The organism is Vibrio phycocola (assembly GCF_054404255.1).
This window is the reverse complement of the sequence record NZ_JBTAMQ010000005.1, coordinates 152,797-169,518: the sequence shown is the minus strand read 5'-3', so window position 1 is coordinate 169,518 and position 16,722 is coordinate 152,797. Positions and strand designations below refer to the sequence as shown.

Annotated in this window: 12 protein-coding genes; all 12 read right to left on the bottom strand. The window is 41.9% G+C overall.

Annotated features, from left to right (window positions below):
* Positions 1-107: 107 nt before the first annotated feature.
* The 12 genes from secA to murE all read right to left on the bottom strand — a co-directional run bounded on the left by secA (position 108) and on the right by murE (position 16,707).
* The gene (gene secA, locus ACXJY6_RS09480) at positions 108-2,831 is read right to left on the bottom strand and encodes a preprotein translocase subunit SecA (RefSeq protein WP_458768174.1); all 2,724 of its coding nucleotides are present in this window, start codon (positions 2,829-2,831) and stop codon (positions 108-110) included.
* Between the two features lie 419 nt (positions 2,832-3,250).
* Entirely contained in the window at positions 3,251-4,168 is a 918-nt protein-coding gene (gene lpxC / locus ACXJY6_RS09475; protein WP_456050589.1) for a UDP-3-O-acyl-N-acetylglucosamine deacetylase, read from the bottom strand.
* Between the two features lie 102 nt (positions 4,169-4,270).
* A complete protein-coding gene (gene ftsZ, locus ACXJY6_RS09470; protein ID WP_456050588.1) occupies positions 4,271-5,479 on the bottom strand; it encodes a cell division protein FtsZ in 1,209 nt (402 codons plus the stop codon).
* A gap of 30 nt (positions 5,480-5,509) precedes the next feature.
* On the bottom strand, positions 5,510-6,772 hold the full coding sequence (ftsA, locus tag ACXJY6_RS09465; protein ID WP_456050587.1) for a cell division protein FtsA: 1,263 nt from the start codon (positions 6,770-6,772) through the stop codon (positions 5,510-5,512).
* Entirely contained in the window at positions 6,765-7,547 is a 783-nt protein-coding gene (locus ACXJY6_RS09460) for a cell division protein FtsQ/DivIB (protein ID WP_456050586.1), read from the bottom strand. Before ACXJY6_RS09460 ends, ftsA begins: the two co-directional genes overlap by 8 nt.
* A 157-nt stretch (positions 7,548-7,704) precedes the next feature.
* Positions 7,705-9,165, bottom strand: coding sequence for a UDP-N-acetylmuramate--L-alanine ligase (gene murC, locus ACXJY6_RS09455; protein WP_456050585.1), 1,461 nt, complete (start codon positions 9,163-9,165; stop codon positions 7,705-7,707).
* A 10-nt stretch (positions 9,166-9,175) separates the two neighbouring features.
* On the bottom strand, positions 9,176-10,237 hold the full coding sequence (gene murG, locus ACXJY6_RS09450; protein WP_458768173.1) for an undecaprenyldiphospho-muramoylpentapeptide beta-N-acetylglucosaminyltransferase: 1,062 nt from the start codon (positions 10,235-10,237) through the stop codon (positions 9,176-9,178).
* Positions 10,234-11,409 (bottom strand): cell division protein FtsW, encoded by a 1,176-nt coding sequence (gene ftsW, locus ACXJY6_RS09445; protein WP_456050684.1) that lies wholly within the window; start codon positions 11,407-11,409, stop codon positions 10,234-10,236. Before ftsW ends, murG begins: the two co-directional genes overlap by 4 nt.
* Positions 11,410-11,433: 24 nt before the next feature.
* Positions 11,434-12,756, bottom strand: a complete 1,323-nt coding sequence (gene murD, locus ACXJY6_RS09440) for a UDP-N-acetylmuramoyl-L-alanine--D-glutamate ligase (protein ID WP_458768172.1) — start codon at positions 12,754-12,756, stop codon at positions 11,434-11,436.
* Positions 12,757-12,782: 26 nt separating this feature from the next.
* Complete coding sequence (gene mraY / locus ACXJY6_RS09435) at positions 12,783-13,865, bottom strand: phospho-N-acetylmuramoyl-pentapeptide-transferase (RefSeq protein ID WP_456050582.1); 1,083 nt, start codon at positions 13,863-13,865, stop codon at positions 12,783-12,785.
* Positions 13,862-15,223, bottom strand: a complete 1,362-nt coding sequence (locus tag ACXJY6_RS09430; RefSeq protein WP_458768171.1) for a UDP-N-acetylmuramoyl-tripeptide--D-alanyl-D-alanine ligase — start codon at positions 15,221-15,223, stop codon at positions 13,862-13,864. The genes mraY and ACXJY6_RS09430 overlap by 4 nt, the downstream gene beginning before the upstream one ends.
* The gene (gene murE, locus ACXJY6_RS09425; RefSeq protein WP_458768170.1) at positions 15,223-16,707 is read right to left on the bottom strand and encodes a UDP-N-acetylmuramoyl-L-alanyl-D-glutamate--2,6-diaminopimelate ligase; all 1,485 of its coding nucleotides are present in this window, start codon (positions 16,705-16,707) and stop codon (positions 15,223-15,225) included. Before murE ends, ACXJY6_RS09430 begins: the two co-directional genes overlap by 1 nt.
* Positions 16,708-16,722 lie beyond the last annotated feature (15 nt).

The window sequence follows — 16,722 nt, the reverse complement described above, 5'->3', positions numbered from 1 at the left end:
TTCGATACCATTTTCGCATATTAAGTAAAGTAGGACTGTAAGAGTGTACTGCCCATAAAAAACCGCCTCTATAATAGAAGCGGTTTGAGTAATTAGACAGTACTGATTTAAGAAATTTTACCGTGGCATTGCTTATATTTCTTGCCACTTCCACATGGGCATGGATCGTTTCTTCCAACTTTTTTCACTTCATTCACCACTGTTTTAGGCGTAACAGGAGCTTCACTATCATCAAGTATATTTTCACTTGCAGCATGATTAGTTTGAGCCATACGTGCTGCCGCCTCTGCTTGGGCACGACGCTGCTCTTCCATGCGGTCTACTTCTTCAGGTTTTTGAACCTGCACTTTCGACAAAATTGAAATAACATCAAACTTTAATGTTTCAAGCAATTCTTCAAACAGTTCAAATGACTCTCGCTTATACTCCTGCTTAGGGTTTTTCTGAGCATAACCGCGTAGATGAATCCCTTGACGAAGGTGATCCATTGCCGCCAAGTGCTCCTTCCATAACGTATCAAGCGTTTGCAGCATGACCGACTTTTCAAAGTTACGAATAACTTGTGCTCCGACGATATCTTCTTTTTCTTGATAAACCGTTACTGCACTTTCAATAATGCGTTCACGCAACACTTCTTCATAAAGATTGTCATCATCATCTAACCAAGTTTGAATTGGCAACTCAAGATTAAAGTCATTCTTTAGTCGTTCTTCTAGGCCTGTAATATCCCACATGTCTTCTAGAGACTGTGGTGGAATAAATTCATCGATGATCGAGTTGTACACATCCAAGCGATTTAGCTTGAGCATGTCCATAATATCATCAGCTTCCATCAATTCATCACGAAGCTCATAAACCACTTTACGCTGATCATTCGCAACATCATCATACTCAAGAAGTTGCTTACGAATATCGAAGTTTCTTCCTTCTACTTTACGTTGCGCTTTTTCGATTGAGCGCGAAAGCATCTTACTTTCAATCGCCTCACCTTCATCCATACCACTCTGAATCAAGTTCGCCATGCGATCAGATGTAAAGATTCGCAACAACGAGTCTTCCATAGAAAGGTAAAAGCGAGATGAACCAGCATCACCCTGACGACCAGAACGACCACGAAGCTGGTTATCAATACGACGAGACTCATGACGTTCTGTACCAATAATATGTAAACCACCAGAGGCGAGTACTTGATCATGAACTTGTTGCCAATCAGCTTTAATTTTTGCTATCTGATCATCTGTTGGGTTATTCAACTCAGCAACTTTCATTTGCCAATTGCCGCCCAACATTATATCGGTACCACGTCCTGCCATGTTAGTTGCAATCGTGACCGCGCCAGGAGTACCAGCACTAGCAACAATTTCAGCCTCTTTTTCATGGAACTTAGCATTCAATACGTTGTGTTTGACTTTCGCTTTTTTCAAAGCATCCGATAGGAGTTCAGATTTCTCAATCGATACCGTACCAACAAGTATTGGTTGACCATTTTCAACACGTTCACGAATATCGTTAATAATCGCCGCGAACTTCTCTGGCTCAGTACGATATACCATATCAGGCATATCATCACGGACCATTGGTTTATTCGTCGGAATAACAACCGTATCCAAACCATAAATTGATTGAAATTCAAACGCTTCAGTATCGGCTGTTCCTGTCATACCAGACAGTTTATTGTATAGACGGAAATAATTCTGGAAGGTTATCGAAGCTAGAGTTTGGTTCTCATTTTGAATTTTCACTCCTTCTTTTGCTTCTACTGCTTGGTGCAAACCATCAGACCAGCGACGACCTTGCATCGTACGTCCGGTGTGTTCATCAACAATAACAACCTCACCTTGCTCAGATACGATGTAATCGACATTTCGCTCAAAAAGCACATGAGCACGAAGCGCGTTATTCACATGATGAAGCAAACTAATATTCGCAGGTGAATATAGCGTATCACCTTCAGTCATTAACTTATTTGTCACCAACAGTTCTTCAACGAACTCTTGACCTGTTTCCGTTAAATATACTTGCTTAGCTTTCTCATCTAACGTGTAGTGCCCCGTACCTCGATACTCTTCTGAATCCTCTTCATCTTGTAATTCTAGACTTGGAATCAACACATTAATCTTGGTATAGAGTTCAGAGCTATCTTCAGCTGGACCTGAAATGATCAAAGGAGTTCTGGCTTCATCAATTAAGATAGAATCAACTTCATCCACAATCGCGAAGAAACGGTCATGTTGAAAACGGTCTTCTTTACGTAACGCCATATTATCGCGTAAATAATCGAAGCCAAATTCATTGTTAGTACCATAAAGAATATCGGATTGGTATGCCGCTTGTTTTTCTTGTGGTGGAATATTTGGAATATTCACCCCCACAGTCATGCCTAAGAATTCAAACAGAGGGCGGTTCGTCTCCGCATCACGTTTAGCAAGGTAATCGTTGACAGTAACAACGTGCACACCTTTGCCAGGCAAAGCATTTAAATATGCTACGAGAGTTGCGGTAAGAGTTTTACCTTCACCTGTTCGCATTTCTGCAATTTTACCTGAATTCAAAACCATGCCACCAATAAGCTGGACATCGAAATGACGCATGCCAAATACACGCTTAGATGCTTCGCGTACAGTAGCAAACGCTTCTGGTAATAATTTATCGAGATCTTCACCTTGTTCTAAACGCTGACGAAACTCTACAGTTTTCGCTTTTAATTCTTCATCTGAGAGCGCTTCAAAACTTGGTTCAAAACTATTTATTTGCTTAACAATTTTTTTAAGGTTGCGCAGTGTTCTATCATTGCGGCTACCTATAACTTTGGTCAGTAGCTTAGTTATCATTTACTTGGAATCTCTCTCTTTGTGATCATGGATGATCAATACTTCGCCTTTCACTATGTCGAACTTTCAACTAAGTGTACTGAACGTATTCAACTGAGGTTTAATATTGTGGCGCAACTTGTTAATTTCAAGTTCAAACCTAAAGATTACTATAGTTTAAAGAATTTTGGCCCTATTGCTCAATCATCAATAACCGAATGTTTGATTTATTTGGGGTTTAATCATGATTTATCACACAATTAGTCGAGATAGGCACTAGCGTAATCAGATAATAATGAAAACAGAATAGAAAAGAAAAGTATAATGACCCAAAATCGCTAGGCGACTTTAGTTTCGAGGAACACTCAAACACACATAAAAAAAGCGCCAAGTCATAAAACTTGGCGCTTTTTAAAAAATCGTTACTAGCTAAGTTTCACTTAAGCTAAGACATGATTTGGATCAGCGAAAGCCACCGGAGAAGTTTGCTCTTCTTCAAATGTTACCCATTCCCACGCTTCTTGATTTGCCAAAAGTGCTCGAAGTAGTTGGTTATTTAACCCATGGCCTGATTTAAATGCTCTAAGCTCACCAATAATTGGATGGCCACACATATATAAATCACCAATGGCATCCAATACTTTATGAGTAACAAATTCGTTAGCAAATCGAAGACCATCTTCATTTAAAATTCGATATTCATCTAAAACAATGGCGCAATCAAAACTGCCACCAAGACAAAGGTTTTGTGATTGAAGATACTCAATATCACGCATAAAACCAAATGTTCTCGCTCGAGAAATTTCTTTAACAAAGCTTTGAGAAGAAAAATCAAATTTTAGGTGTTGCTGATCAACATCAATTGCAGGATGGTTAAATTCGATAGCGAAGTCCATACGAAAACCATCGTAAGGAACAAGTTCAGCCCACTTATCACCATCTTCAAAACGTACAGGTTTTTTAACTCGAATAAATCGCTTAGGACGATTTTGAGTCTCAATACCAGCTTGTTGAAGCAAAAATACGAATGGACTAGCACTGCCATCCATAATCGGAATTTCTGGTGCATCAACTTCTACAATAATGTTATCAACACCCATCCCGGCAAGAGCTGCGTTTAAATGCTCTACCGTTGAAATTCGAATACCATCTTCATTGACTAAAGCGGTACAAAGCACAGTATCACGAACAGCATCGGGTTGTGCTGGAAAATCAACAGGTGGATTAAGATCGGTGCGACGATAAACAATACCAGTATTAACCGCGGCTGGACGTAGAGTGAGCGTGACCTTACGACCGGAGTGTAATCCTACTCCAGTTGTTTTGATTATTTCTTTAAGTGTTCGTTGTCTGATCATCTGCTTACCTCAATATTGATACCACACATCACGGTTGATATAGCTATCAACCGTAAATGTTAGCATAGTTTTGAACAGTGTCAAATTATGCTAGTGGATTGATTAGTCAGCCTGACGACGTAAAAACGCTGGTATATCCAAGTAACCCTGCTCTTTTTCTTTCGGTGCAGCTTGTGCTGAACCAGAAGATGAGCCTGCCGTTGGCTGTTGTTTTACTTCAACATTATCATGCAAGTTAGAGGCCACTTTTTCTTCTGGTTTAGTTGCCGCCTGAGCAGGTTGGTGTAAATGAGGTTGTGGTGCTGACATGGTTGGCGCTTTGCCACCAGAAACCAATGTAATATCAGGACGTCTTTCAGTACCAATACCCGTTGCCACAACTGTAACTCGAATTTCATCAGCCATATCAGGGTCTAATGACGTTCCGATTACTACTGTTGCATTATCTGATGCAAAAGCCTTAACCGTGTTACCTACTGTTTCAAACTCATCTAAACGCATGTCTAACCCCGCAGTGATGTTCACTAACACACCACGAGCGCCGGCAAGATCGATATCTTCAAGCAATGGACTAGAAATTGCCATTTCAGCTGCTTCTTCAGCTCGATCATCACCACAGGCAATACCACTACCCATCATCGCATGACCCATTTCCGACATCACAGTTCTTACATCGGCGAAATCGACGTTAATCATACCAGGGCGTGTAATCAGCTCTGCGATACCTTGTACAGCATTGCGTAATACATCGTTTGCGCTGCCAAATGCTTCAAGTAAGGTAATTCCACGACCGAGAACTTTTAACAGTTTCTCATTTGGAATGGTAATCAAAGAATCGACATATTTAGACAACTCTTCAATACCTTGTTCAGCGAAAGCCAAACGTTTTTTACCTTCAAAGCTAAATGGTTTTGTCACTACCGCAACAGTCAAGATACCAAGTTCTTTAGCGACTTCTGCAATCACAGGAGCAGCTCCAGTACCGGTACCGCCCCCCATTCCTGCTGCGATAAACACCATATCGGCACCAGCTAAAGATTCTTTAATTTTTTCTCTATCTTCAAGAGCCGCTTCTCGACCTACTTGAGGGTTCGCACCCGCACCTAAGCCTTTGGTAATATCACTACCAATCTGAATCACAGTATTGACGCTTGTTTTACGAAGTGCCTGAGCATCAGTGTTAACACTAATAAACTCCACACCTTCGATGGATTCACGCACCATGTGTTCAACAGCGTTACCACCGCCACCACCAACTCCAACGACCTTAATTACTGCTTCGTCAGACATTTCCATCATTGGTTCAAACATGTGTTATCTCCGTTTTTCCTGCAACTCAGGTTAAAACTCTTTTTGTATCCAATTACGTAAACGACCAAAAAATGTCGACATAGGCTGGCGTTTCGGCTCAGTATATTCTATTTCGTCATTTATTTGACTATCTTTTGCGTAATGAAGTAGACCAACTGCCGTAGAATGATACGGCTCCTTTACATAATCTGTAAGCCCGCTCACCTCTAAAGGCTTGCCAACTCGTACTTGATTGCGAAAAACACGCTCTGCACACTCAACTAACCCTTCGATCTGTGCAGCACCGCCAGTTAATACAACACCAGCGGCTAAATGATGTTTAATGCCTTCAGCTTTTAGCTTTTCTTGCACTGAGTCTATTGACTGATTAACCAACCCCATTAACTCAGTGTATCGAGGTTCAATTACCTCAGATAAGGTTTGCCTTTGTAGGCTTCGAGAAGGACGACCACCAACACTTGGAACATTTACAGTATCATCTTTACTCACGAGTTCGCTTAAAGCGCACCCATATTTAACTTTAATTTCTTCCGCATCACTGACTGGCGTACCAAAAGCAAAAGCAATATCACTCGTAACTGCATTTCCGGCATAATTAAAGACTTCGGTATGGCGTAACGCTCCACCAGTCCAAATAGCCACATCAATAGTACCAGCACCGATATCAACAACACAAACGCCTAGTTCACGTTCGTCTTCTGTAATAACAGCATTACCTGCAGCTAATCCAGAATACACGAGATGGTCAACTTTTAAACCACAACGTTCAACTGCCTTTATTATATTTCTCGCCATATCATTGTGACAGGAAATTAAATGGACACTCACTTCCATTCTCACACCTGATAAACCAAGGGGGTTTTTTATGCCTTCTTGGTAATCAATCGTAAATTCTTGCGGTATTACATGAAGAATTCGTAACTCTTCACCTATTTTTATAGACTTCGCCGTGTGAATGGCACGGTCCATATCCTCTTGAGTGACTTCTTCTTCAGAGATGGTCCCCATCCCTTTTTCAATTCGACTCGCAATATGACGGCCAGAAATAGAAAGAAACACATTACTAATTTCACACTCGGCCATCAATTCTGCTTGATCAACAGCTCGCTGTACCGACTTTACAACGGATTCTAGGTCGTTGACACCACCTTTATCCATGCCTCTTGAAGGGCTGGTCCCGGCTCCGATAATATTAATTTGGCCATCAGGGAGTAACTCCCCAACCAAAGCCGATACCGTCGCTGTTCCTACATCGAGACCAACAATAATGTTGTCATCGGTCATTCTAGTCATTTATATTCTCTTGTTCTTCCTCTTGTACTGGAAACCACCCGATTGCCGCACCAGTATCATATCGGAGGTCGATATAACTTATTTGTTCTACTTTTTGTCCAATATCTCGATATAAGGCAACAAATCGATTAATTCGTTCATCGAGAGACTCTTTACCTAGTTCGAGTCGAATACCATTATCAAGTATAAATTGCCATGCTCGGCGTTCGTTCAATACTAGAGAAGAAACCTGTAACCCCAACTGTTGAAGTATGGGTGTATATTTCTTCCAAGTTTCGATTAATGCAAGTCCCGTTCCATCTGGACCATATAACTTGACATAGTCCTCTTCCAACAAACCAAGATCGCCTTCAAAAACTACGCCATGCTCATCCAGTAATTCATTACCATTCCAGATAGCTTCAACATTATGTTCTGTAAGAAAAATCTTTATGGTGTCAGGCCATTGCTTATGAATTGAAGCATGCTCCACCCATGGCAACTGCTCTACGGTATTTTGCAGTTCCAGTACGTCTTGCGACATAAAGGTGCCAATATGTGACAATTGACCTAGTGCATGTTGTACATCACCAGACTTAACGTATTGTAAGTCCCCTTGAATAATCACTTTCGATAATGGTAAACGCTGCTCATCCCACATCCAACTGATTGTCGAATAGAACAGAGTGACTAACAATATGATGACACTCACAAAAAATATCGCGCCAAAAAGATGACGCTTTATCATTTTAGAGTCTGATAATTGAGGAGATTTATCTATAACCGATTGTGTCAAAATCCAACATCCTAAGGTTCGTAAATAAATGACCTATCAAACACCGATACCATCCCAATGGCTATAACTCATTAATTATACTGAGACTAAACAAAGTATCAATTCCAATATCTAATAATTACAACGTCTATGCAAACATAATAATCAAAGGTGAGAACTAAACTTTATGCATATCGGAAATATTGAGTTTTAATGTCTCTAATTGTCGCGCTACTTTACCGACATCTCCAGCGCCTTGCGTCAGAATTAAGTCTCCATCTTGCAATACGTTAGCGAGAACCGAAGGTAATCCTTGAGTTTCTGAAACAAAGATTGGATCTATTTTTCCACGACTGCGAATAGTACGACACAATGATCGACCATCCGCGCCAGCGATAGGCTTTTCACCCGCGGTATAGACATCGAGCATAATGAGGACATCAACATGCTCAAGCACGTTTGCAAAGTCATCATACAGGTCACGTGTTCGGCTATAGCGGTGCGGTTGGAATATCATCACCAAGCGACGCTCCGGCCACCCATTGCGAGCAGCATTAATCGTAACCTGGACTTCAGTAGGATGATGACCATAATCATCCACCAACATAGCCTTACCATTCCCAGTTTCAAATTCACCTAAATGCTCAAAACGACGCCCAGTACCTTGGGTATTTGCCATTGCTTTTAAAATAGCTTCATCGCCGATATCATCTTCTGTTGCAACCGCGATTGCAGCGGCTGCATTAAGGGCATTATGTCGACCAGGAATATTAAGCGTAATCGTTAGATCCGCTTTATTATGCCGAACAACAGTGAATATCCCTTGCTGCCCATTTTGCTGGTAATTTTCAATACGTACATCGGCGTCTTCAGAAAAACCGTATGTAACAGCTTGACGACTCACTTTAGGAATCAGTTCACGAATAACGGGATCATCGATACATAAAATGGCTTGCCCGTAAAATGGCAAGTTATGAAGAAAATCAATAAAAGTTTGTTTCAGCGTTTCAAAGTTACCACCATAAGTATCCATATGGTCAGCTTCAATGTTCGTTACAATACTAACCATCGGCTGCAAGTAGAGGAAAGAAGCATCGCTTTCGTCGGCTTCGGCAATTAGAATTCGGCTAGACCCCAAGCGCGCATTTGTTCCGGCACTTTTGACTAAACCGCCATTTACAAACGTAGGATCGAGACCAGCTTCAGAGTAGATTTGAGTAACCAAAGCCGTTGTCGTTGTTTTACCGTGAGTACCAGCGACCGCAATGCCATGACGAAAACGCATTAATTCAGCCAACATTTCAGCTCGACGAACGACCGTTATTCGCTTCTCCTTTGCAGCAACCAACTCAGGGTTATCTTGTGCAATAGCGGTTGAAACCACAACGACACTCGCCAATTCAACATTACTACTTCGATGTCCGATAAATATGGTGGCACCTTTTTCTTCTAAGCTATCCGTTACTGCATTTCGAGCAATATCAGAGCCTGAGATTTGATAACCTTCATTTAGCAGCACTTCAGCTATACCACTCATACCCGCTCCACCAATACCCACAAAGTGAATGCATTTTACGCGACGCATTTCAGGTACCATTGCTCGAATTTGAGCTAAATCTTGGGTGTGCTTAATGATCATAAAATTCTCGTTAGTCTGTTAATGAAGCAATTGCTTTGGCGACAACCATATCAGCATCTGACATCGCCGCCTTTCTAGCCTGAACGGCCATATTAGTTAAAATATCTCTGTCTAATGACTGAATCAGCGTAACCAGTTTCTCAACGGTCAAATCTGGCTGCTCGATCATTTTAGCGCCGCCACACGCCACAAGATGGTCAGCGTTTAGTGCCTGCTGCCTATCTTTATGCATAAATGGAATAAAAATCGCCCCTAATCCTGCAGAAGAAACTTCTGACACTGTTAATGCGCCAGAGCGACAAACGATTAAATCGGCCCAATCGTAGGCTTGAGCAACATTATCGATAAATTCATCAACTTTGTAATTCAAGATTTGATGGTTTTGATACAAACCTTCCACTTCTGCAACATTGTTTTTGCCCACTTGGTGATGAATCTCATACTCTTCACTAAGTTCAGCCATTACGTCTGGTAATGTACAATTAAGAATTTGAGCACCTTGACTCCCACCCATGACTAAAATACGAATTGGACCTTGCCTGTTTTCCATCCGTTGCTTTGGTTCAGGAAGTGAAACAACATCTTCTCGTACCGGGTTACCCACCACATCTGCAGTAGGAAAGGCACCTGGAAAAGCCTGGAAAACACGTGTTGCTATCCGAGCAAGCCATTGATTGGTTAATCCAGCAACTGCATTTTGTTCATGCAGCACGACTGGGATTCCCAATGTCCATGCAGCAATTCCTCCTGGGCCACTGACATAACCACCCATGCCTAATACAACATCAGGTTTGAATCGTTTAAAATGGGCACGAGCTTGACGAATTGCATTAATGACTTGAAATGGCGCTTTGAGTAAACGCCCGACACCAAGACCTCGAATACCTTTAACTTTAATAAAGTCTATTTCGATACCATGTTTGGGGACTAACTCAGCTTCCATACGATCCGCAGTTCCTAACCAACGAATATCCCAACCTTGCTGTTGCAATTGCTTCGCGACAGCCAACCCAGGAAAAACATGTCCTCCTGTGCCACCCGCCATCACCGTTAACCGTTTGTTTTTTTTCATCTGTTTTCTTTTAATTCTATTTTAGCCTGAAGCCGACGTTCGAAATCAATTCGAAGTAAAATGGATACGGCAACCGACATTATGATTAAACTGGAGCCACCATAACTGATAAGAGGTAAGGTTAAACCTTTTGTCGGAACCATACCTGCTGCTGCTCCAACGTTAACTAGAGTCTGGAATGCAAACCAGATTCCAATACCAAAAGCAAGATATCCACCAAAAAAGTGACCTTCATTAAAGGCTTTATTTCCAATAAAGATGGCTTTCAGTACTAAAGCCATCAGTAATAACAAAACAATCAGCACGCCAACGAACCCAAGCTCTTCTCCCAATACCGCAAACACAAAGTCGGTGTGAGCTTCTGGTAAATATTCAAGCTTTTGAACAGAGTTTCCCAGCCCTTGACCGAACCAGTTACCACGACCAAATGCCATAAGAGATTGAGTCAACTGATAACCGCTACCAAAAGGGTCTTCCCAAGGATCTAGAAATGACGTAACCCGCGCCATTCGATAAGGCTCCGCCACAATCAAACCGATCACACAAAAAATACCCGCAACCATTAATGCGATAAATTGGGATAATTTAGCACCAGCAATAAATAACATGCCAAATAGCGTGACTAACATAACAACGACCGTACCGAGATCTGGCTGCGCCAACAACAGCACTGCAAGAAGCGCAAACACCATAATCGGCTTTAAGAAACCATCAAAAAACTTTTCTTTAACCGCATCTTGTTTGCGAACTAAATACCCGGACATAAAAATGAATAAGGAGAGTTTGGCTACTTCAGCTGGCTGAACATTAAATGGCCCAAGAGAAATCCACCGAGCCGCCCCATTTACCGATTTACCAATAGCCAAAACGATGACAAGAAGCACAACGGATAGAATCAGTAATGAAGTACTCGATTTCAGCCACTTTTCGGTAGGTACTTGAAGGACGACTGAGGAAACCAAAATCGCCATCAATAAAAAAACACCATGACGAGACATAAAATGAAAAGGATGATCGGTAAGTCGGTAACTAACAGGAAATGACGCGGATGTAACCATCACCAAGCCAACCAACATAAGAGACAAAGAGAGCCATACCAATTGGCGATCATATAGAGCATCTGGACTTGGCGTTGTACACCAATACTGTAATTTTTGTGTCACTCTCGATATTGCAGTCACTGTCATTCCCAAAAACTAAGCGTATTGAGCAGCGAGCCGAGAAAAATAATCACCCCGATGCATAAAGTTATTAAATTGGTCGAAACTGGCACAAGCCGGTGAAAGCATGACAATATCTCCAGCGACAAGTTGCGGTGTGATATTCACAATCGCTTCATCCATTGATGGAAAGTAAACCGATTGAGAATGAAGAGACATAAACTGCTCGCCATCACGACCAAAACAACACAGCTTTACCTTAAGTGCCGCAAGAGCAGGGGCAAGTGGTGAAAAATCTGCTCCTTTACCCACACCACCAACCAATAAATACAGTGTTCCTGTACAATCAAGTCCAGAGAGAGCGGCTAGCGTTGATGCTACATTAGTAGCTTTAGAATCATTGACCCACTTAACACCCTGATTATCGACAACAACTTGGCAACGATGTGTCAAACCGGTGTAAGACATCAAAGCCGTGCGACAACGATCTAACGAAATATTGACTCTTGAGAGTAGCGCTAATGCGGTAAGTGCGTTGGCTAAATTATGTCGACCAACTAACTTAAGCTCATTCGTCGCGATAAGTGGCTCACCACTCTTCGCTAAATATTCACACTCGTTAGACGTAACAAGTGAAAAATCGGCCTTCGATTCAAGAACAGAAAAGCGGATAACGTCGTTTGAAAAAGTATCAGGAAACGTTGCAGAGTCATCTTGATTCACAACAGCGCATTGGGCATCTTCAAAAATCCGTAACTTTGCTTGGCGATAATCGAGCATACCTTCATAACGATCCATATGATCCTCTGAAAGGTTAAGAAAAGCCGCAGCCGTAAGTACTAGAGAAGAAGTGGTTTCTAATTGAAAACTGGATAATTCTAGAATGTAAAGATCACGTCGGTCATCAATTAAATCAAGGGCAGGAACACCGATATTCCCACCGACACCAACGTTAAAGCCAGCAGCACGAGCAAGGACACCACATAAGTCAGTTACGGTACTTTTTCCATTTGATCCTGTAATCGCTATAACCGGCTTTTCTACATGCCATGCAAACAACTCAATATCACCCACAACTAAGATAGAGTGATCAATAGCCATTTGAATTTCTGGTGTTGCAAGAGCAATTCCAGGATTAACCACCACCAGATCGGCATTTAGCAACCATTCAATTTGCCAACTTCCACTATGTAACTCAATACCTGGTGGTAAATCATCTTGTCCAGGTGGAGTGTCACGAGTGTCAATAACACGAATGGCAGTACCTGGTTGATATCGATGTAGATAGTTAACGACTGATAGACCTGTTACTCCCAAGCCAACCACTACAACGTTTTTTATTCTCTGCCAACGATCCATGACTCTTCCACGACATTGATGATAAATTAGCGCACTTTAAGTGTCGCTAATCCGATTAAAACCAGTACGATAGAAATGATCCAGAAGCGCACAATCACTCTTGGCTCCGGCCATCCTTTTAGTTCATAGTGATGGTGGATAGGTGCCATGCGGAAAATACGCTGCCCACGCAGTTTATAAGACCCCACCTGAAGAATTACCGACACTGTTTCCATAACGAAAACACCACCCATAATAACGAGAATAAACTCTTGCCTTACTAACACCGCAATCGTTCCTAATGCCCCACCAAGCGCTAAAGAGCCAACATCACCCATAAAAACTTGAGCAGGGTAAGTGTTAAACCAAAGGAAACCAAGACCGGCGCCGACAATCGCAGTACAAACAACCACAAGTTCTGAGGCGTAAGGAATATAAGGAATATGTAAATAAGCCGCAAAATTCACATTACCAGTCGCCCAAGCTATGACAGAAAACCCCGCAGACACTAAAACCGTAGGCATAATTGCCAAGCCATCAAGACCATCGGTCAAGTTGACGGCGTTACTTGTCCCAACAATAACGAAATACGTTAACACTACATACAATAAACCCAACTGCGGCATAACATCCTTGAAAAAAGGAACAACCAATTGAGTTGCAGGTGTATCGGCACCGTGAGCATACATTGCAAACGCAACAACCAGAGCGATCAACGACTGCCAAAAGTACTTCCAACGAGCGATCAAACCATCGGTATTTTTGCGCACGACTTTTCTATAATCATCAACAAAACCAACAATGCCATATCCAATCAATACACTAAGTACCGCCCAAACATAAGGGTTGGTCAGATCGGTCCATAAAAATACAGTAATAATAATCGCACTTAGAATCATCACTCCCCCCATAGTCGGGGTTCCTCGTTTAGAGAAATGTGATTCAGGACCATCGTTTCGTACGACTTGTCCAATTTGTAGCATTTGTAAACGTCTGATTAATACAGGACCAACCCACAAAGAAAAACCTAATGCGGTAAGAATACTGACAATCGCTCTAAACGATAGATATTCAAAAAGACGAAAAAAAGAAAAATATGGCTGTAGTAATTCTGCAAGCCAAATCATCATAAGAACTTCTCCTTCAAAACAGCGGCGATTTTACTCATACCTGCGCTGTTTGCTCCCTTAACAAGTAAGACTTGAGCGTGTGTTGTATTTTGTTCGAGCTGCTGCTCAACATAATTCATCATATCTTGGTGGGTAACAAAATGTCTGCCATGACAAACGTCACTAATGACTTTTGCATCATCCCCATAGGTCAAAATATGCTTAAACTTAAACGGTGCAGCATGTTCACCGACTTGTCGATGAAGTGCAAGAGATTCGTTACCCAACTCTGCCATATTGCCAAGAATCAACCACTTGTCTCCTTGAAAAGTAGACAATAGATCCACAGCGGCCAACATTGCGGGCACACTCGCATTATAACTATCATCGATTAATTTTATACGATTATTTAGTTCGGTAATTTCCACACGACCTTTAACAAACGATAAACTGTGCAGACCTTGAGCAATCTCTGACAAAGATGCGCCAAATTCATAACTAATAGCGGCCGCAGAAATTGCATTGGAAACGTTATGCACACCAACAACGGCCAACGTAACGTTGACTCTCCCTGACGGAGTGACCAACGTAAACTCGGCCATAGAATCTTGATTCAGGGCGATTGCTTCTGCGTAAAAATCCGCTCGACTGTTGTGGGTAGAAAGAGTCATCACTCGTTTGTGATTTAGAACACCATCCCACCATTGTTCACTACAGCTATCGAGATTGACTAACGCAAGCCCATTAGAGCTCAATCCAGAATAGATTTCTCCTTTCGCTTGTTTTACACCATCAAGCGAGCCAAACCCTTCAATATGAGCACTAGCAACATTATTAACCAGTGCAATATTTGGCTGAACCAACTTTGTGGTATAGGCAATTTCACCGATATGATTCGCGCCAAGCTCAACCACAGCATAATCATGCTGGGGTTCTGAGCGAAGCAATGTTAGTGGTACGCCGATATCGTTGTTAAAGTTGCCTTGGGTGAACATCATTTCCCCTTTCAACGCTAAAATCGATGCAACCATCTCTTTCACCGTTGTTTTGCCGCAACTGCCAGTAATGGCGACTGTTGGTATTTCGCATTGCTGATGAACCCAAGCACCGATCAAGCCTAAAGCCACTTTAGTATCAGACACAATAAGCTGAGGAACTGAGCTTTCAACTTGCTTCGAAACAAGAACAGCAGATGCTCCCGACTGAATGGCATTATTTATAAATTGGTGAGCATCAAACCGTTCACCAATCAATGCAATAAATAAGCAATCATTATCGATAGTTCGAGTGTCAGTAGAAATAGCGCTAATTTTTCTATTATCGCCGATAAGCCGAGCATCCAGTATCGAAGCTAACTGACTCAGTGAAGTCACAACCATTATTCTATTCCTAAAAGTGTTTGAGCAGATTCACGATCAGAGAAATGTACTGTCTCCGAGGCAAATACTTGATAATCTTCGTGGCCTTTACCCGCAAGAAGAATGATATCGTTGGGGTTGCTCTGAGATAATGCAAATTCAAGCGCGGTATAACGATGATGATGAACATGTATATTTTCAGGTGTATGAGTTCCCGCCAACATATCTGCAATAATGTCGCTTGGTTCCTCATTTCGAGGATTATCATCGGTTAAAATAACATTATCAGCTAACTGCTCTCCAATCGATGCCATCATTGGACGCTTTCCTTTATCACGAGCGCCACCACAACCGAAAATCGCCCATAGTTTACCGTCACAATGAACACGTAACGCTAATAACGCTTTTTCTAGCGCATCAGGTGTATGGGCATAATCCACGACAACTTTGGCTTTATTGTCCGCTTGGAAAAGTTCCATTCGACCAATCACTGGAATAAGTTTATGACTCACTTGTAACAATTTGGATTTTTCGATTCCCAAACTGAGTAACGTCGCAAATGCAACGAGAAGATTATTGGCATTAAATTCACCAATCAAGCCAGCGTTTAACTGACCTTCCCCCCATTTTCCCGAGAATGCTATTTCAATCCCTTGCTCGCTATAACGAACGCCTTTAGCCCACACAGCCTCGAAAGAGTCAGGCTGCTGCATAATTGAAACAGAAATCGCATTTGGTAGCTCATCGACCCAGTGCTTAGCGACGGGGTCATCAACATTAATAACCGCATGTTTAACGTTATGTTGAGTGAATAAGCTTTTCTTCGCTAATGCGTACGCTTCCATGGTGCCATGATAATCAAGATGGTCTCGGCTAAGATTTGTAAAAACTGCAGCTTCGAAATTCAAGTCAGAGACACGCCCTTGAACAAGACCATGAGACGACACTTCTAACGCTGTATATTCAGCGCCTTGAGAAGATAATTCTGAAAGCGTTCGTTGAATATCAATCGCACTTCCGGTGGTGTTTTTTGCTTCCACTAATTGTTCTAGAAAACCATTTCCAGTCGTTCCCATAACCGCAGAGCGTTTACCAATTAATTCAAGCCATTGTGCAATTAGCTGAGAAATCGTTGTTTTACCGTTAGTTCCAGTGATACCAATTAGTTTGTTTGTCGAATGACGATAAAGACGTCCTGCTAACGGAGACAAGATTTGGTTGAGTCGCTCAATATAAACAATTTCAACACCGGAATTATTTTCAATTAAACCATGAGGTAACCCTTCATCGGCTTGTGCAATAACGAGATTGGCTCCCTGTTTTATTGCATTTTCAATATAGTGTCGCCCGTCAACTTCATGCCCAACGACAGCAACAAAAGTGTCACCAGGCTTAATATTTCGGCTATCGAGTTCCAATCGAAAAATCGCCAATGCCGCATATGACTGTGGAAGCGAATTAAGCCAAGGAGCCAGAAGGTCAGAAGCAGAAACTGAATTGTTCATTAAAACACCTAGAGA

Coding starts and splice junctions, on each gene's coding strand:
- secA (WP_458768174.1), bottom strand. CDS start 2,831: ATGATAACTAAGCTACTGACCAAAGTTATAGGTAGCCGCAATGATAGA.
- lpxC (WP_456050589.1), bottom strand. CDS start 4,168: ATGATCAGACAACGAACACTTAAAGAAATAATCAAAACAACTGGAGTA.
- ftsZ (WP_456050588.1), bottom strand. CDS start 5,479: ATGTTTGAACCAATGATGGAAATGTCTGACGAAGCAGTAATTAAGGTC.
- ftsA (WP_456050587.1), bottom strand. CDS start 6,772: ATGACTAGAATGACCGATGACAACATTATTGTTGGTCTCGATGTAGGA.
- murC (WP_456050585.1), bottom strand. CDS start 9,165: ATGATCATTAAGCACACCCAAGATTTAGCTCAAATTCGAGCAATGGTA.
- murG (WP_458768173.1), bottom strand. CDS start 10,237: ATGAAAAAAAACAAACGGTTAACGGTGATGGCGGGTGGCACAGGAGGA.
- murD (WP_458768172.1), bottom strand. CDS start 12,756: ATGGATCGTTGGCAGAGAATAAAAAACGTTGTAGTGGTTGGCTTGGGA.
- mraY (WP_456050582.1), bottom strand. CDS start 13,865: ATGATGATTTGGCTTGCAGAATTACTACAGCCATATTTTTCTTTTTTT.
- ACXJY6_RS09430 (WP_458768171.1), bottom strand. CDS start 15,223: ATGGTTGTGACTTCACTGAGTCAGTTAGCTTCGATACTGGATGCTCGG.
- murE (WP_458768170.1), bottom strand. CDS start 16,707: ATGAACAATTCAGTTTCTGCTTCTGACCTTCTGGCTCCTTGGCTTAAT.